Origin of the sequence: Herbaspirillum sp. LeCh32-8 (assembly GCF_017814915.1) — a bacterium.
Taxonomy (GTDB): Bacteria; Pseudomonadota; Gammaproteobacteria; order Burkholderiales; family Burkholderiaceae_D; genus Herbaspirillum.
Window position 1 is genome coordinate 1118222 of record NZ_JAGIPZ010000001.1, and the last position, 17802, is coordinate 1136023.

The window sequence follows — 17802 nt, forward strand, 5'->3', positions numbered from 1 at the left end:
CTCACCCCTCCCGGCGCAGGATCAGGGTCGACAGCGGCGGCAACATCAGCTCGACCGAAGCGGCATGGCCGTGCCAGGAGAAGGGCTCGGCGCGCACCGTGCCCATGTTGCCGGCATTGCTGCCGCCATAGACAGCCGCATCGGTGTTGAGGATCTCGCGCCAGATGCCGTTGTGGCCGGGCGCCACCGGCGGCACGCCGATGCGATAGTTCTCGCGCGGCACCGGCGTCATGTTGACCACCACCAGCACCGGCGCTCCTTCGTCGGCGTAGCGGAAGAACGCCAGCACGCTGTTGACGCTGTCGTCGCCCACCGCCCAGGCAAAGCCGTCGGCGCGGCAGTCGCGCTGGTGCAATGCCGGCTCGCTGCGGTAGAGATGGTTGAGGTCGCCCACCAGGTTGCGCAGTTGGCGGTGACCCGCCGGATGGTTGCCGTGCTCTTCCAGCAGATGCCATGGCGGCGAGCAGTCGTGGTCGAACTCGTCCTGCTGGCCGAACTCGCTGCCCATGAACAGCAATTTCTTGCCCGGGTGCGCCCACATGAAGCCGTAGTAGGCCCGCACGTTGGCGAAGCGCCGCCATTCGTCGCCGGGCATCTTGTTGAGCAAGGCGCGCTTGCCGTGCACCACCTCGTCATGCGAGATCGGCAGGATGAAGTTCTCGGAGAAGGCGTACAGCAGCCCGAAGGTCATATCGTGATGGTGGTAGCGGCGAAACAACGGGTCGTACTGCATGTAGCGCAAGGTGTCGTTCATCCAGCCCATGTTCCATTTGTAGCTGAAGCCCAGGCCGTGGTGGTCGCCCTCGTCCTTGACCGGCGAGGTCACGCCGGGCCAGGAGGTCGACTCCTCGGCGATCATCAGCGCACCCGGGCAGCGCTCGGCCACCACGGTATTGAGCTCGCGCATGAAGGCCACCGCTTCCAGGTTCTCGCGCCCGCCGTGGATGTTGGGCACCCACTCGCCGGACTTGCGGCTGTAGTCGCGGTACAGCATCGAGGCCACCGCGTCCACGCGCAGGCCGTCGACGTGGAAATGCTCCAGCCACTCCAACGCGCTGGCGATCAGGAAGCCGCGCACTTCGTTGCGGCCGAGATTGAAGATCAGCGTGTTCCAGTCCTGATGAAAACCTTCGCGCGGGTCGGCGTGTTCGTACAGCGCGGTGCCGTCGAACTGCGCCAGCCCGTGCTGGTCGCTGGGGAAATGCGCCGGCACCCAGTCCAGCAGCACGCCGATGCCGGCCTGGTGGCAGCGGTCGACGAAGGCGGCGAAGCGCTCCGGTTTGCCGAAGCGCGCGCTGGGCGCAAACATGCTGATCGGCTGGTAACCCCAGGAGCCGCCGAAGGGATGTTCCATCACCGGCATGAGTTCGATATGGGTGAAGCCCAGACCGGCCACATACGGGATCAGCTGGTCGGCCAGCTCATCCCAGCTGAGGTTGCGCGCGCCCTCTTCCGGCACCCGGCGCCAGGAGGCGGGATGCACTTCATAGATCGACATCGGCGCCGCCTGCGACTGGCGCTGTTGGCGTTGCGCCATCCAGTCGCTGTCGCCCCAGGCGTACGGACGCGCGTCGGCCACCACCGACGCGGTGGCCGGCGGCACTTCGGTGGCGCGCGCCACCGGGTCGGCCTTCAACGGCAGCAGCACGCCGTCGCGCCCGAGGATTTCATATTTGTAGACATCGCCGGGGCCGATGCGCGGGATGAAGATTTCCCACACGCCCGGCTCGTGGCGCAGGCGCATCACATGGCGGCGGCCGTCCCACTGGTTGAAGTCGCCCACCACCGACACGCGCTCGGCGTTCGGCGCCCAGACCGCAAAGCGGGTGCCGGGCACGCCGTCGATCTCGGTGGGCATCGCGCCCAGGCAGTCAGCCAGCTGGCGGTGGCGGCCTTCTTTGAGCAGGTGCAGGTCGAGCTCGCCCAACAGCAGGCCAAAGGCGTACGGATCCTCGGTCGCCTGTACGCTGACGCTGCCGTCACGCTCATGCCAGTCGACTTCCAGCACATAGGGCACAGCGTGCCGGCTGCGATCCAGCCCGACTACGGCGCCGGCGAACAGGCCGCTGGCCTCACCGCCGCGGCCGGCCAACTGCTCCAGCTCACCCAGCAGGCGACCGCTGGCGCGGCACAGCACGCGCACCTTGTCGGCGCCCGGCTGGAACACGCGGATGGCGGTGATGCCGCCCTCGCCTTCGCTCAGGTAGCGCGGCCCCAGCAGGGCGAAGGCCTGGGACAAGCGGCCTTCCAGCAGCGCGGCGAACAGGTCCTGCTCCTCGGGGGACAGGCCGTGCCGTTTCATCGGGACGGGATGGGACGAACCGCCGGCGGCGGCATGGGAGGGGGTTGCGGTGGCGGACGGCTGTTCCACCGTCTCACGATAGGCCATGACGGACATGCCGGACATGCAAACTCCTGTTGTTTTTATCGATATTGATGAAAGCCGCGCGCCGTGGCGACGCGCCAGCAAAAACCGCCGTCAGCCGCGCTGGTCGGCGCACCTGACGGCGGCATGTTCCTTGGCTTGCCTGCGAGGCAGGCCGGTCTGCGCAGTTGTCGCCGCTCACGCGGCCGCCACCGCAATGCCCGGACCGGCGCCGCCCACCACGCCGGCGATAGCCGCGGCAATCGCCGCCGCCGGACGCACCGCGCGGTCGGCATTGATCACCGGCCGCTCGGCCGCCACCGCCGCTGCAACGCGCGGCGGCGCGAACAGCGGGCGCACCGCCATGTCGGCCACGTGCACGTAGGCGTCGATATAGGACTGGGTCGGACCGGACCAGTCGCAGTCCACCCGCATGGCGTTGCGCTGCATGGCCTGCCAGCGTTCGCCATCGGCATAGAGCGCAAAGGCGCGGGCCACGGCGTGCAGCATGTCGTCCACGGTCTCGCCGTCGAACAGCACGCCGGTGGCGTTGGCCGGATCGAGCGCGGCATCGCGCACGGTGTCGACCAGGCCGCCCACGCGCGAGCCGATCGGGATGGCGCCGTAGCGCATGGCGTAGATCGGGGTCAGGCCGTAAGGCTCAAAGCGGGTCGGGTGCAGCAGCATGTCGCTGCCGGCATGCAGCGCGTGGGCGCGGCGCTCGTCGTAGCCGATATGCACGCCGACGCGGCCCGGATAGCGCTCGGCCAAAGCGAGGAAAGCCTCTTCATATTGATGATCACCGCAGCCCAGCACCACCACCTGCAGGCGCTCATGGCGCGCCAGCATGCCTGGCAAGGCGGCGATGACCACGTCGGCCATCTTCTGGTGCGAGATACGGCTACCGATGCCCAGCACCGGCGCAAACGGGTCGGTCTGGTCCAGCCCGAACAGCTTTTGCAGGTCGCGCTTGCAAGCCTGCTTGCCCTTCATGTCGCCGACGCTGAAGTTGCGCGCGATCAGCGGGTCGTCGGCCGGGTTCCACAGCTCGGCGTCGATGGCGTTGGGGATCGCGCGCAGATCCAGCTTGCGGAACGACAGCACGCCGTCCATGCCGCAGCCGAAACGCGGCGTCATGATCTCGTGGGCGTAGTTGCGGCTGACCGTGGAGACGCAGTCCGAGAATCGGATGCCGGCCTTCAGGAACGACAGCTTGCCCCAGTACTCGACGCCGTCGCCGGTCAGCAAGTGCTGCGGGATGCCGATCTGCTCGGCCCAGCGCAGGTCGAAGTTGCCCTGGAAGGCCAGGTTGTGAATCGTCAGCATCGTGCCGATGTGGTCCAGCCCGCGCAACTTCAACAGGCAGGGAATCAAGCCGGCGTGCCAGTCGTTGGCGTGCACCACGTGCGGCGCCGGCAGGCTGGTCTCGCCGGCGCAGATAGCCACGGCGGCGTGCGACAGGTCGCCGAAGCACAAGGCGTTGTCGTTGAACTCCACGCCGTTGCTGTCCACGTAAGGATTGGCCCCGCGCTGGCGGAAGCGTGCCGTGTCCAGCAGCAGCGCCGGCACGTCGGTGCCCGGGATGATGCCGCGCAACAGCCGTCCGGCGCCGCCGGGCAGTCCGTTCTTCAGGCCGATCTGCGTGGTGTCGCCAAGGTTGCGCACCGCCTCGGGATAAGCGGGCATGAGGATGCTGGCATCGATGCCGGCTTTGCGCAGAGACACCGCGAGCGCGGTGATCACGTCCGCCAGGCCGCCAGTCTTGACGAGTGGCACGGCCTCGGAACTGACTAACAGAACTCGAGCTTGCAAGATATTTCCCCTAAATTCGAAAGCACCTGAGATGGAAAGCACGTTTGGTTTGCGCAGACGCGCAGGTCGCCGGCAGACTTCGTCCATGATCCCTGGCCGCCATGGCTTGATCCGCTGGCGGAAGAATGGGATGCATCAACGAGTCCCATGTTTTTTTATTGCGACTGGAAATTCTTTATGCGCCGATGGTTGACGTTATACGGTTGCCACCGGGCACTCACTATCGGACAGCAGCCCGACATGGCGTAGGATGAATCCTACTGTTGCATCGCGGCGAATCCCTTGCCTGACGCGGCATTGCGCGATGAAGGAAAACGGCTTGCGCAAACGGACGGCGCCAGCGCCACATGCGCCGCCAACCTCGTTTTCACTCTGGAAAATCGGATGACCTGAAACGGCATCCGCTTGCTGCGTCCCCTCAGGCGACGCGTGCATTCCCGTGCGCAGGGCGGCGTTGCGCCGCAGCGTGAATGCATGGTATGCGCCGTATTCCCCGTTGTTCCATCCGGCCGGCGTCGCTGCATTTCAGCGCTCCCCTGCAGTTAAACAAGATTGCGCGACGCGCGCAAATTGAGCTTGCCTATGTGGGGACGGTTCTTATTGCGTCTCTGTATCGCTCGTCCGTGCCGCACTCCCCGCGCCCTTGCCCCGCAAGGCATCGGCCGCGATGAGCTGCGGTCAAGGATCAGTTGCGTGGACAGCTCTTCAGTTAATGTGCGGGTCAGCCCTCGACGCGAAATCCCACCCGCAGGCCGACTTGGAAGTGACCGATGTTGCCATCTTCGACATGGCCGCGGCACTCGGTCACTTCGAACCAGTCGACGTGCTTGACCGTCTTCACGACATCGGCAATGGCGTTACGGATCGCCTCATCGCTGCTCTTCGGTGAACTACCGACGACCTCGATAACCTTGTAGGTGTTGGAGTTGTCGTGCTTGCGCTCGCTCATGGAAGCTCCTTTCGCTATCGATGTAAATCATTTGCGCCGGATGCGCATGATTTCATGCTACGCACGCCGGGCTCCCCGCCCCATCGGCGATGCCCGACTATCGATGTAGGAACTTGGGAGCGCACATGGCGCGAGCCGGGCGTGGCGGCAGAAGAGATGTTTTTGCTCAGCAGCAAAACAAGCGGCTGTTTTGCTGCCAAATCGACAAGCAATCGCGTCCTTACAGAGGCAAATTACCGTCTTTCCTACAAGCGAATAGGACTGAAACCGATATTGCAGCGCAACCTGAACGCATAATGTTCAGCCAACAGGCCCTCCTCGCGACGGCCCTCGCTCCGTCGGCGGCTACGATTGCCGGCGAAGCCTGCACGACATTTTCATCCCTTGGAGATCATCATGTCGCAACTCAACCATGGAAGCATTGCCACGCCTCAGCAGCAAGCCCAGGCGCAAGCGGCCAACGACACCGGCGAAGACCTGCAGCACGTCAACGACGATGCCGCCGCCGCTCGTCACCTGACCGCCATCCGCATTCGCGGCCAGTTGGCGGACGCCGAAGGCGAAGCCCGGCAGGGCTGAGTCTGTACGGGCGTAGAAGTCGAACAAGCATAGAATTCGAACAAGATTAAGCAGGAGATGTGGAGACAGGCCGACGACCTCAGGTTCGAAGCCAAGACAAAGCCAGTGCCGGACAAGGATCCGGCGCACACGACATCAGGACAGGCTTGACCGCCTGTTCTGATCGTCGCCTCTTGACTTGCAACGGCTGTACGCTTGCCGCTGCGCGCAATCATGGGTGCGCATTTTTTACCTCTACCCTTCTACCCTCTTACCGTAATCCCAGGCGCTTGACCAACCGATTGAGGTTGGCCCGGTCCAGGCCCAGCTCGCGCGCGGCGGCCGCCAGGTTGCCGGCGTGACGCTCAAGGCTGTCGCCCACCAGCTTGCGCTCGTAGCGGCCGACCGCCTCGCGCAGGTTCAGGGCATTCGCGCCGTCAGGGGCTCCTGCGGAAGCCACTGGTGCTGGGCTCGGTGAGGTCGCGACGTCGCCATCAAAGCCAGGTGCATCACCGCGTCCGTGTAGCTCGTGCAGCTCCAACTCCTGCGCCCCCAGCGTCAGGATCTGGGGCCGGGTCTTGTACGCGGCCAGCGCGCGCAGGGCGCTGCGTCCCACCAGGTGCTCCAGCTCGCGGATGTTGCCGGGCCACGGATAGTCCAGCAGCGCGCGCTGGGCGTCGGCCGCAAGGCGCAGGCTGGCAAGGCCCAGCCGCGCGCGGTTCTCTTCCAGGAAAAAACCCGCCAGCAGCAGCACGTCGCGTCCGCGCTCGCGCAGCGGCGGCACGCGGATCGGGAACACCGACAGGCGGTGATAGAAGTCGGCGCGAAAACGTCCCTGCTTGACCTCATCGGCCAGGTCGCGGTTGGTGGCGGCGATCAGGCGCACGTCGACGCGATGCTCGCGGTCGGAACCGACCCGCTGCAGCTGGCCGCTCTGCAGTACGCGCAACAGCTTGGCCTGCACCGCCAGCGGCAGCTCGCCCACTTCATCCAGGAACAGCGTGCCGCCGTCGGCCATCTCGAACTTGCCGCGGCGGTCGGCCACCGCGCCGGAGAATGCGCCGCGCACGTGACCGAACAATTCGCTTTCCACCAGTGTGTCGGGTAAAGCGGCGCAGTTCAGGCTGATCATGGGCTTGCGTGCGCGCGGCGAGGCGGCGTGCAGCGCGTGCGCCACCAGCTCCTTACCGGTGCCGGTCTCGCCGGTGACCAGCACCGTCATGTCGCTGGGCGCGGCCATGCGGATCTCTTGCAGCAGCTGCTGCTGGGCCGGGCTCTGGCCGATCAGCTCACGCTTGCCGCGACTCTCTTCCAGTCCAAGCCGGTAGGCCTCGGCGCGCTGGCGCTCCTGCTCGCCGGTGGCCGAGAGCACGTCAATGCGCTCGGCCACATTCACGGTGGCCGCGGCCAGGTCGGCAAAGGCTTGCAGCGAGGCCATGTCGACGCTGTCGAAGCGGCCCGGGCCCAGCGCGTCCAGCGTCACCAGCCCCCAAGGACGGCCGTTGACGTTCAGCGCGCAGCCCATGCAGTCGTGCACCTCCAGCTCGCCGTGGGCGTCATTGAGACCGTCGACCAGGCCGTCGTAGGGATCGGGCAAGGCCGAGTCAGCCGGGAAGCGCGTCGGCGCCGCATTGGCCAGCAAGACGCCGAAGCGCGGATGCTCGCCCACCCGAAAGCGCCGTCCCAGCGTATCGCCGGAGAGGCCGTCGATCGCCAGCGGCACCAGCAGGTCGCCGTCCAGCCGCAGCAGCGCGGCGGCATCGCAGGGAAACAGCGTGCGCATGGTTTGCAGCAGGCGTCGATAACGCTCGCGGTCGTCGATTTCGCGGGAGAGATCGGCCACCAGCGGCAACAGGGCATCGAGCAGGGATTTCGAAGTCATTTTGACTCTATATCAAACAATATTGAGTCATTATGACATGGTCAGCATGACTCATACGTATTCCAAGCCCTTGATTTTAAAGGGTGCATTCGCTGGCACGGCTTTCGCAATACAGGAGGCAAGCGCGGCCCGCAGCCGCGCCGCCCGACCACCTCCACCACTGAAAGGCCAAGCATGCTTACCGACGCCCAACTCGCGATCGTCAAATCCACCGTCCCCCTGCTGGAGTCCGGCGGCGAGGCGCTGACCACGCACTTCTACCAGATGCTGATGCGCGACTATCCGCAGGTGCGCCCGCTGTTCAACCGCACCCACCAGGCCAGCGGCGACCAGCCGCGCGCGCTGGCCAACGGCGTGCTGATGTACGCGCGCCATATCGACCGCCTTGAAGCGCTGGGCCCGCTGGCTGCGCAAATCGTCAACAAGCACGTGGCGGTGCAGATCATGCCGGAGCACTACCCGATGGTGGGCGACTGCCTGCTGCGCGCCATTCGCGAAGTGCTGGGCGCCGAGATCGCCACTGACGCCGTGATCGACGCCTGGGGCGCCGCATACGGTCAGCTGGCCGACATCCTGATCGGCGCCGAACAGCAGCAATACGACGCCAAGGCCGCCGCCGTCGGCGGCTGGCGCGGCGCGCGCAACTTCATCGTGGCGCGCAAGGTGGCCGAAAGCAGCGAGATCACGTCCTTCTACTTCCGTCCGCAGGACGGCGGCGCCCTGCTCGACTTCCAGCCAGGTCAGTACATCGGCATGCGCATGATCGTGGACGGTGAAGAGCAACGCCGCCAGTACTCCCTGTCGGCCCCGCTGAACGTACCGGGCCAACCGCCGCAATACCGCATCAGCGTCAAGCGCGAGGAAGGCGGCAAGGTCTCGCGCCAGCTGCACGACAAGGTCAACGAAGGCGATGTGGTCGAGCTGTTCCCGCCCTCGGGCGACTTCGCGCTGGCCGCCGGCGACAAGCCGCTGGTGTTGATCAGCGGCGGCGTCGGCATTACCCCGATGCTGTCCATGCTGGATGCGGCACTGACCACGGGCCGCACGGTGCACTTCATCCACGCCGCGCGCGACGGCCGCGTGCACGCCTTCCGCCGGCACGTTGAGGAGCTGGCGGCCCGCCATCCGCAGCTGCGCCGTTTCTTCTGCTATGAGCGTGCGGATGCGCAGCAAGCGGAGCAGCAGCCGGACGCCACCGGCCACATCGACCGCGCGCTGCTGCAAAGCTGGATGCCGGCCACCACCGACGTCGATGCCTACTTCGTCGGCCCCAAGCCGTTCATGAAGGCGATCAAGCGCTACCTGCGCGAGATCGGCGTGCCCGAGGCGCAAAGCCGCTACGAGTTCTTCGGCCCGGCCGCCGCCCTGGACTGAAACCCGACCATCCATCGCACCAAGGAGAACATATGAACCTCGACAAATACCGCCGCGAACACGCCGACATCATCCATCACGTGCAGGAGCTGAAGCGCCTGACCGCGCAAGGCATCGCCGAACAGGCCGCCGCCATCGCCCGCGAAGTGATCGCCATGAGCTCGGTGATCAAGCTGCACCTGTCGGTGGAAGACCGCTTCCTGTATCCGGCGCTGCAGCAGGCCGGCGCGGCGCTGGCGGCCAAGGGCCGGCAATACCAGGAGGAGATGGCCGACATCGCCGCCCAGTACGGCCGCTTCTCGCGCCAGTGGAACGACGCCCAGCGCATCGCCGAGCAACCCGAGGGATTTCGCGATGATGCCAACCGGGTGCTGAAGGTGCTGTTCGAGCGCATCGGGCGCGAGAATCGCGAGTTCTATCCGATGATCGAGGCCGCCTGAGCTCGTCCGGCAAAGCCGCACCCTGTCGTCATGCATCGCGCCAATGCCGTTCAGTCAAACGCTGAACGGCATTTTTTGCTTCGCCGTCACGGCTGCCCGGCAAGCGTTGCGCGGCGAGCGTTGCGCGGCAAAAGCCCCACCTTGCTTTCGCAGGGGCGACGGCGAACACATCAGGCGACTTGTCGACCCTGCGAAAGCAGGAGTCCAGTGGCGCTGGCCGCACTGCCTCCGGTTGAGGCTTGACCGAGCGACATGACCGCTCATCCCGGGCGGTATTTATTGACGCCGGACAAATACCGGTCGCGCCGTCTCTGCTAAGCTGTGCGCTCATCATCGTCTGGAGAATTGCCATGAGCGAACGACTCGGCGCCGAGCGCCATACGCCCACTGAGTGGAGCCAGGACCTGGAAGACCTGGACATGGAAATCGTGCGGCAGGCGGTGATCTGCCAGGTGCGCCTGTTCGACCCCGGCGTCATCGGCCACGTGCTCAACAACAATACGCTGGTCTGCGGCGACCACCATCCCACCGCGTTCGAGACGCTGCGCGGCCTGCTCTACCTGCACTTCGAGATGCAGAAGGAGTTGACCGCCGCCTATGGCATCAGCAGCGCCGAGCAGATCATCCACCGCGTGCGCGAACATCTGCTGCCCCGCATCGGGGAGCAGATGGACACGCTGTTCCAACCGCTGCGCCCGGCCGGCTGACCGCTGCCGGCTCCTGTCGCCGGGCTTCAGCCGGGGTGCAGGCAACTCAGGCCGACACCAGCCGCTCGCCAAGGTCGGCGCCCGCTTCGAACTCGCTCAGGTTACGTATCGTAGTGTCCATGATCTGTCCGATGGCCTCTTCGGTGAAGAACGCCTGGTGGCCGGTGACGATCACGTTGGGGAAGGACACCAGGCGCTGGATAACGTCGTCGGTGATGACGGTGGACGACAGATCCTGGAAGAACAGGCTGGCCTCCTGCTCGTAGACATCGATCGCCAGGCCGCGCAGGCGGCCGCTCTTGAGTGCCGCGATCGCCGCTTCCGTATCGACCAGCCCGCCGCGGCTGGTGTTGACCAGGATGCAGCCGGGCTTGGCTGCGGCCAGCGACTTGCCGTTGACGATATAACGCGTCGCCTCGACCAGCGGGCAATGCAGCGACACCACGTCACTGGCGGCAAACAGCTCGGTGGTTTCCACATAACGCCCGCCCAGCGCTTCGAATTCCGGATTGCGGTGCACGTCGCTGCCGAGGATGACGCAGCCGAATCCGGCCATGATGCGCGCGAAGATCGCGCCGATCTTGCCGGTGCCGATCACGCCCACGGTCTTGCCGTGCAGGTCGAAGCCCATCAGGCCGTCCAATTCAAAATTGCCCTCGCGCGTGCGCATGCTGGCGCGCGCGATCTTGCGGTTGACCGCCAGCAGCAGGCCGACGGCGAACTCGGCCACCGAATGCGGCGAGTAGTCGGCCACGCGCGCCACGGTGATGCCCAGCTTCTGCGCAGCCTTGGCGTCGATGTGGTTGAAGCCGGTCGAGCGCGTAGTGACGAAGCGGGTGCCCTGCGCAGCCAGCTGCGCCAGCACCGGCGCGCCGACGTCGTCGTTGACGAACACGCTGACCGCGTCGCAGCCGGCGGCCAGCGCGGCCGTGTCGGCGCTCAGGCGATCCTGCAGGAACAGCAGCTGGTGGCGGCCGTCGGCGTTGGCGCGCGCAAGCAGGGTCTGGTCGTAGCGGCGGGCGCTGAATACGGCGGTCTTCATGACGAACTCTCCTCATCCATTGATTGACGTGCAAACGGTCGCGCGACGCAGCGAGCGGTGCGACTTACCTCGCATTGCACCACATGCCGGCCTTGCATGCCTTGACGCAACGCAGCTTTGCCGGGACCGCCGCGCAAACGACGCTTTTTGTGCGCTTTGACGGCCTGAACCCTTCATCCAGCTATCGAAAAAACCGATATCTGCATCTGGGCGTATGCAGCATGGTTCGCTGGACGGTTTTCGGGGATAGAATCGGCGGCGCAATAGCTGTCCCACAAAAAAGATCCTGACTACAAGCGCCGGCTCACGCCGGACGAGACAGGCACAAGACCGGAAACAACACGGTCCGCCAAACATACAATGAGGCACACATCATGAGTACATCCACATCTTCGCAATCGAAGCTTTCCACCGTGCTGCGCGTGACCAGCGGCAACTTCATGGAAATGTTCGATTTCTTCCTGTTCGGTTTCTACGCGACGCACATCTCCAAGGCCTTCTTCCCGGGCGACAACGAGTTCGCCTCGCTGATGCTGACCTTCATGACCTTCGGCGCCGGCTTCCTGATGCGTCCGCTGGGCGCGATTATCCTGGGCGCGTACGTCGACCGCGTCGGCCGTCGCCAGGGCCTGATCGTGACGCTGGCGCTGATGGCGCTGGGCACCATGCTGATCGCCTTCGTGCCGGCCTACTCCTCGATCGGTGCGCTGGCGCCGATCCTGGTGCTGATCGGCCGCCTGCTGCAAGGCTTCTCGGCCGGCGTGGAACTGGGCGGCGTGTCGGTCTACCTGGCTGAAATGGCCACGCCCGGCAACAAGGGCTTCTATGTGAGCTGGCAGTCGGGCAGCCAGCAGGTCGCCATCATCGTGGCGGCCGCCATCGGCTACGTGCTCTCGACCACCTTGACCCCGCTGGAAATCGGCGAATGGGGCTGGCGCATTCCGTTCTTCATCGGCTGCCTGATCGTGCCGGTGCTGTTCGTGATCCGCCGCTCGCTGCAGGAGACCGAAGAGTTCATGCGCCGCAAGCATCGCCCGACCACCGGCCAGATCTTCCGCTCGATGATCGAGAACTGGAAACTGGTGATCGCCGGCATGATGCTGGTGTCGATGACCACCGTGTCGTTCTACCTGATCACCGTCTACACCCCGACCTTCGGCAAGAGCGTGCTGAAGCTGTCGACCGAAGCCAGCCTGATCGTGACGCTGTGCGTGGGCCTGTCCAACTTCATCTGGCTGCCCATCATGGGCGCGCTGTCAGACCGCATCGGCCGTCGTCCGATCCTGGTAGCCTTCACCGTGCTGACCATCCTGACCGCCTACCCGGCCGTGAACTGGCTGGTGCATGACGCCACCTTCAGCAAGATGCTGATCGTCGAACTGTGGCTGTCCTTCCTCTACGCCAGCTACAACGGCGCGATGGTGGTGGCGCTGACCGAAGTGATGCCGGCCGACGTGCGCACCGCCGGTTTCTCGCTGGCCTACAGCCTGGCCACGGCGCTGTTCGGCGGCTTCACCCCGGCGATTGCCACCGGCCTGATCCAGTACACCGGCGACAAGGCTGCGCCCGGCATCTGGATGAGCGCGGCGGCCGTGTGCGGCCTGATTGCCACCTTCGTGCTCTACCGCAACAAGGCGTCCAGCCAGGCAGTAGCTGCCTGACGCGCCGGGACTTGTCCTTGAATAGCTATTGAAACGGGCCGCGCAAGCGGCCCTTTTTTTCGCCCTGGACCTGCTCCGGAGCGAGCGAACTTGCATTGCCGGCAACACTTGCATCAAGCCACATGCAAAAAATTCTTCAAGTCTTATATAAGAGTTGAAGCATTTCCGCCCGCTTAGGAGTAAACTACCGCTGTTTTTTGCCGCGGCGTCCGACGGGACGACCTCAGGAGGCCGCCCGGGGAGACGAATACCCTTCCGGACTGCAGCCAGAGACATGCGGATGCCTCAGCCACAAGCACACGAGCCATCCCGCCGGCGGCACCGGACGGATCACGCACCACAGCACATCACAACACACCAACAGCAAGGACATCATCGTGACTACTGGCAACCCGACCATCATCTATACGCTGACTGACGAGGCACCCTATCTGGCGACCCATTCGCTGCTGCCCATCGTCCAGAAGTTCACCGCACAAGCCGGCATCGACGTCGTTGAGAGCGATATTTCGGTGGCTGCGCGTATCCTGGCGGAATTCCCCGAGTTCCTGACCGATGAGCAGAAAGTCCCCGACAACCTGGCGGCACTGGGCCAACTGACCCAGGATCCGAACGCCAACATCATCAAGCTGCCCAACATCAGCGCCTCGGTGCTGCAGCTGCAAACGGCCATCCGCGAACTGCAAGGCCGCGGCTACAAGCTGCCGGACTACCCGGAAAACCCGACCACCGACGAGCAGAAGGCCCTGCAAAAGCGCTACGCCAAGATCTCCGGCTCGGCCGTGAACCCGGTGCTGCGCGAAGGCAACTCCGACCGCCGCGCACCCAACGCCGTCAAGAACTACGCACGCAAGCACCCGCACTCGATGTCCAAGTGGAGCATGGCCTCGCGCACCCACGTGGCGCACATGCACGGCGGCGACTTCTACGCCGGCGAAAAGAGCCTGACCATCGAGAAGCCGGTCGACGTCAAGATGGACCTGGTGACCAAGTCCGGCGAGACCATCGTGCTGAAGTCCAAGGTGTCGCTGCAGGCCGGCGAAATCATCGACAGCATGTTCATGAGCAAGAAGGCCCTGTGCGCCTACTACGAAGAGCAGATGCAGGATGCCTTCGACACCAACCTGCTGCTGTCGGTGCACGTCAAGGCGACCATGATGAAGGTCTCGCACCCGATCGTGTTCGGCCACGCCGTGCGCACCTACTACAAGAACACCTTCGAGAAGCACGCCAAGCTGTTCGCCGACATCGGCGTGAACCCGAACAACGGCATGTCGGGCGTGTACGAGAAGATCAACACCCTGCCCGAAGCGCAGAAGGCTGAAGTGCTGGCCGACCTGAAGGCCGACGAAGCCAAGCGCCCGCGCCTGGCCATGGTCGATTCGGCCAAGGGCATCACCAACCTGCACGCGCCCAACGACGTGATCGTCGACGCCTCCATGCCCGCGATGATCCGCGCTGGCGGCAAGATGTGGAACGCCGACAACAAGACCGAAGACACCAAGGCCCTGCTGCCGGAATCGACCTTCGCCCGCATCTACCAGGAGATGATCAACTTCTGCAAAACCAACGGCGCGTTCGACCCGACCACCATGGGCACCGTGCCCAACGTCGGCCTGATGGCCCAGAAGGCCGAGGAATACGGTTCGCACGACAAGACCTTCGAAGTCGCCCAGGCCGGCGTGGCGCGTATCGTCACCCTGGACGGCCAGGTGCTGCTGGAGCAGAACGTGGAAGAAGGCGACATCTGGCGCATGTGCCAGGTGAAGGATCCGGCCGTGCGCGACTGGGTCAAGCTGGCCGTCACCCGCGCTCGCCAGTCCGGCATGCCGGCCGTGTTCTGGCTGGACCCGTACCGTCCGCACGAAGCCGAGCTGATCAAGAAGGTGCGCACCTACCTGAAGGATCACGACACCAACGGCCTGGACATCCAGATCATGTCGCAAGTGCGCGCCATGCGTTACACCCTGGAGCGCGTGATCCGCGGCATGGACACCATCTCGGTGACCGGCAACATCCTGCGCGACTACCTGACCGACCTGTTCCCGATCATGGAACTGGGCACCTCGGCCAAGATGCTGTCGATCGTCCCGCTGATGGCCGGCGGCGGCATGTTCGAAACCGGCGCCGGCGGTTCGGCTCCGAAGCACGTGCAGCAGCTGGTGGGTGAAAACCACCTGCGCTGGGACTCGCTGGGTGAATTCCTGGCGCTGGCAGTGTCTATCGAAGAAGTCGGCATCAAGACCAACAACGCCCGCGCCAAGATCCTGGCCACGACGCTGGACGCCGCCACCGGCAAGCTGCTGGACAACAACAAGTCGCCCTCGCCCAAGACCGGCGAGCTGGACAACCGCGGCAGCCACTTCTACCTGGCCATGTACTGGGCCCAGGAACTGGCAGCGCAGAAGGACGACGCCGACCTGGCCAAGCACTTCGCGCCGCTGGCCAAGACACTGACCGACAACGAACAGAAAATCGTCTCGGAACTGAACTCGGTGCAGGGCAAGCAAGTGGACATCGGCGGCTACTACCTGCCGAACCGCGAGAAGACCTTCGCCGTCATGCGCCCCAGCGAAACGCTGAACAAGGCGCTGGAATCGGTCTGATCCGACAGCAAGCGCACTGTCCCCGGTGCGTGAGCGCCAGCTTCAAAACAAAAGCCGCGAACGCAAGTTCGCGGCTTTTTTCTTGGCCAAGCTCGACAGCATTGCCAGCGTCACCGCTCCGCCAGCAAGAAATTCCCGCGCACGTCGAGTTCGTCGCCCTCGCCCGCCGTCTCATCCTTCAGCGCCACGCCCGACAGGCCGCGGCGATGCGCCTGCGCCATCAGATAGTGCAGCTTGTAGGCCGCCTCTTCATAGCGCAGTCCTTGCGGCCGCACATTGGAAATGCAATTGCGACTGGCGTCAGTCAGGCCGCGCGCCGGCATCCAGGTCAGGTACAGGCCCATGCTGTCGGGTGAGCTCAGCCCGGGACGCTCGCCGATCAGAATCACCACCAGACGCGCGCCCAGCAGCTCGCCCACCTCGTCGGCCACCGCCACGCGTCCCTGGAGCACGATCACCGGCGGCGCACAACGCCAGCCCTCGGCGGCAATGCGATACTTCAGCTCGGCCAGGAAAGGCGCGGCATTCTGTCCCACTGCCAGCGAGGACAAGCCATCGGCGATCACGAAGGCGACGTCATACGGGCGCGCCTGTGCCGTCGCTGCGAATGGCGCGGCCAGCATCTGTGCGCGCGACTCGTCGGAGAGCCTCCGCCCGAGGTCGGGACGCTGCAGATAGGTCAGCCGGTCGGGCGCCGCGCTATGCAGCAACAGCACCTCGCCTGCTGCACAGACGCCCTGCTCCTGCAGCTGCTCTTGCAATAGAGCGGTATCGAGCGCCAGATGCACCGCATCGCGCGCCTGGGCGTGCGCCAACTGAAACGCCAGCTGCGGCTTGGTGGGCAGGCTCACGCCGGCGCGCCCCAGGGCGATGCGCGCAGCGGTAAAGCGGCGCAATGCTTCCCAGGGATTATCAGTGACGGCTGCGGCAGCTGCGCCGTCGCCGGGATGTCGATCGATCTCGTCCATGTTCAGTGCAACCTCAGCAAGACGTCACGAAAGCCCGGCGGCATATCGGCATGCAGGCGAAACTGGGCATCGCCGTCGCCCTCGGCGGCGTTGAAGATCTGCATGCGCCGCAGCCATGCCTCGAACTCCGGCGCCGGGCGCGAGCCCAATACGCGGCGTGCATACAGCGCGTCGTGAAAGGAAGTGGTCTGGTAGTTGAGCATGATGTCGTCCGAGCCGGGAATGCCCATGACGAAGGTACAGCCGGCCACGCCCAGCAGCGTCAGCAACACATCCATGTCGTTCTGGTCGGCCTCGGCGTGGTTGGTGTAGCAGACGTCGCAGCCCATCGGCAAGCCCAGCAGCTTGGCGCAGAAATGGTCTTCCAGGCCGGCGCGGATGATCTGTTTGCCGTCATAGAGATATTCCGGCCCGATGAAGCCGACGACCGTATTCACCAGCAAGGGCTTGAAGCGGCGCGCCACCGCATAGGCGCGCGCCTCGCAGGTCTGCTGGTCGACGCCATGGTGCGCGTTGGCCGACAAGGCGCTGCCCTGGCCGGTCTCGAAGTACATCACGTTGTCGCCGACGGTGCCGCGTTTCAGCGACAGGGCCGCCGCGCGCGCTTCGCCCAGGATCGCCAGGTCGATGCCGAAACCGCGGTTGGCCGCCTCGGTGCCTGCGATGGACTGGAACACCAGATCCACCGGCGCGCCGCGCTCGATGGCGGCAATCGTATTGGTGACGTGGGTCAGCACGCAGGACTGCGTGGGGATCTCATAGCGGGCGATAACGTCGGCCATCATGCCGACCAGCTTCATCACCTGCGGCACGTTGTCGGTCGCCGGGTTGATGCCGATGACGGCGTCGCCGTTGCCGTACAGCAGGCCGTCCAGCATGCTGGCGGCGATGCCGCTGGCGTCGTCGGTCGGATGATTGGGCTGCAGGCGCGTGGACAGCCGCCCCGGCAAGCCGATCGTGTTGCGAAAGGCACTGACCACACGGCATTTCTTGCCGACCAGGATCAAGTCCTGGTTGCGCATGACCTTGGACACCGCCGCCGCCATCTCCGGCGTGATGCCGGGCGCGGCCGCGGCCAGCACCGCGCCGTCGGTATCGTCGGCCAGCAGCCAGTTGCGGAAGTCCCCCACGGTCAGGTGCGCGATGGGGGCAAAGGCGGCGCGATCGTGGGTGTCGATGATCAGCCGCGTGATCTCGTCGTCTTCATACGGGATCAGCGGTTCTTCCAGAAACAGCTTCAGCGGTTGCTCGGCCAGCGTCATCTGCGCCACCGCGCGCTCTTCGGCGGTAGCCGCCGCCACCCCGGCCAGCATGTCGCCCGAACGCGCGGGAGAGGCCTTGGCCATCAGCTCCTTCAGGTCGCGAAACACGTAGCCGGTTGCGCCGACGCTGTGCTTGAAACGGTGTTCAGGCATGTCTTCCTCCGTCTTCAACGCGG

At 65.1% G+C, this 17802-nt stretch carries 13 protein-coding genes; 6 read left to right on the forward strand and 7 right to left on the reverse strand.

The annotated features are described in order from the left end of the window. Nucleotide 1: 1 nt before the first annotated feature. From glgB to J8I26_RS05090, 3 genes are all read right to left on the reverse strand, one after another. Nucleotides 2-2302: a 1,4-alpha-glucan branching protein GlgB gene (gene glgB / locus J8I26_RS05080; protein WP_245200133.1), complete on the reverse strand. Its 2301-nt coding sequence runs from the start codon at nucleotides 2300-2302 to the stop codon at nucleotides 2-4. Between the two features lie 261 nt (nucleotides 2303-2563). After that, a complete protein-coding gene (glgA, locus tag J8I26_RS05085) occupies nucleotides 2564-4177 on the reverse strand; it encodes a glycogen synthase GlgA (RefSeq protein WP_209604627.1) in 1614 nt (537 codons plus the stop codon). A 721-nt stretch (nucleotides 4178-4898) separates the two neighbouring features. Next, nucleotides 4899-5126, reverse strand: a complete 228-nt coding sequence (locus J8I26_RS05090) for a dodecin (RefSeq protein ID WP_209604630.1) — start codon at nucleotides 5124-5126, stop codon at nucleotides 4899-4901. Nucleotides 5127-5522: 396 nt separating this feature from the next. On the opposite strand from J8I26_RS05090, the gene J8I26_RS05095 reads away from it, so the two are divergent. Next, nucleotides 5523-5705: a hypothetical protein gene (locus J8I26_RS05095; RefSeq protein WP_209604632.1), complete on the forward strand. Its 183-nt coding sequence runs from the start codon at nucleotides 5523-5525 to the stop codon at nucleotides 5703-5705. A 250-nt stretch (nucleotides 5706-5955) separates the two neighbouring features. Here J8I26_RS05095 and norR read toward each other — a convergent pair whose 3' ends face one another. Beyond that, on the reverse strand, nucleotides 5956-7566 hold the full coding sequence (gene norR, locus J8I26_RS05100; protein ID WP_209604635.1) for a nitric oxide reductase transcriptional regulator NorR: 1611 nt from the start codon (nucleotides 7564-7566) through the stop codon (nucleotides 5956-5958). Between the two features lie 174 nt (nucleotides 7567-7740). On the opposite strand from norR, the gene hmpA reads away from it, so the two are divergent. From hmpA to J8I26_RS05115, 3 genes are all read left to right on the forward strand, one after another. Continuing rightward, a complete protein-coding gene (gene hmpA / locus J8I26_RS05105; RefSeq protein ID WP_209604637.1) occupies nucleotides 7741-8940 on the forward strand; it encodes an NO-inducible flavohemoprotein in 1200 nt (399 codons plus the stop codon). A 32-nt stretch (nucleotides 8941-8972) separates the two neighbouring features. Next, a complete protein-coding gene (locus tag J8I26_RS05110; RefSeq protein WP_209604639.1) occupies nucleotides 8973-9380 on the forward strand; it encodes a hemerythrin domain-containing protein in 408 nt (135 codons plus the stop codon). 350 nt (nucleotides 9381-9730) lie between these two features. Continuing rightward, on the forward strand, nucleotides 9731-10087 hold the full coding sequence (locus J8I26_RS05115; protein WP_209604642.1) for a hypothetical protein: 357 nt from the start codon (nucleotides 9731-9733) through the stop codon (nucleotides 10085-10087). A gap of 46 nt (nucleotides 10088-10133) precedes the next feature. On the opposite strand, the gene J8I26_RS05120 is transcribed toward J8I26_RS05115, so the two are convergent. Then, nucleotides 10134-11129, reverse strand: coding sequence for a 2-hydroxyacid dehydrogenase (locus J8I26_RS05120; RefSeq protein WP_209604644.1), 996 nt, complete (start codon nucleotides 11127-11129; stop codon nucleotides 10134-10136). A gap of 374 nt (nucleotides 11130-11503) precedes the next feature. Here J8I26_RS05120 and J8I26_RS05125 point away from each other — a divergent pair, with 374 nt between their 5' ends. Both J8I26_RS05125 and J8I26_RS05130 read left to right on the forward strand, forming a co-directional pair. Then, a complete protein-coding gene (locus J8I26_RS05125) occupies nucleotides 11504-12790 on the forward strand; it encodes an MFS transporter (RefSeq protein ID WP_209604645.1) in 1287 nt (428 codons plus the stop codon). A gap of 377 nt (nucleotides 12791-13167) precedes the next feature. Beyond that, nucleotides 13168-15396, forward strand: a complete 2229-nt coding sequence (locus J8I26_RS05130) for an NADP-dependent isocitrate dehydrogenase (protein ID WP_209604649.1) — start codon at nucleotides 13168-13170, stop codon at nucleotides 15394-15396. Nucleotides 15397-15506: 110 nt separating this feature from the next. On the opposite strand, the gene eutC is transcribed toward J8I26_RS05130, so the two are convergent. Both eutC and J8I26_RS05140 read right to left on the reverse strand, forming a co-directional pair. Then, nucleotides 15507-16364: an ethanolamine ammonia-lyase subunit EutC gene (gene eutC, locus J8I26_RS05135; RefSeq protein WP_209604652.1), complete on the reverse strand. Its 858-nt coding sequence runs from the start codon at nucleotides 16362-16364 to the stop codon at nucleotides 15507-15509. A 2-nt stretch (nucleotides 16365-16366) separates the two neighbouring features. After that, entirely contained in the window at nucleotides 16367-17779 is a 1413-nt protein-coding gene (locus tag J8I26_RS05140) for an ethanolamine ammonia-lyase subunit EutB (RefSeq protein WP_209604654.1), read from the reverse strand. Between the last annotated feature and the right edge of the window lie 23 nt (nucleotides 17780-17802).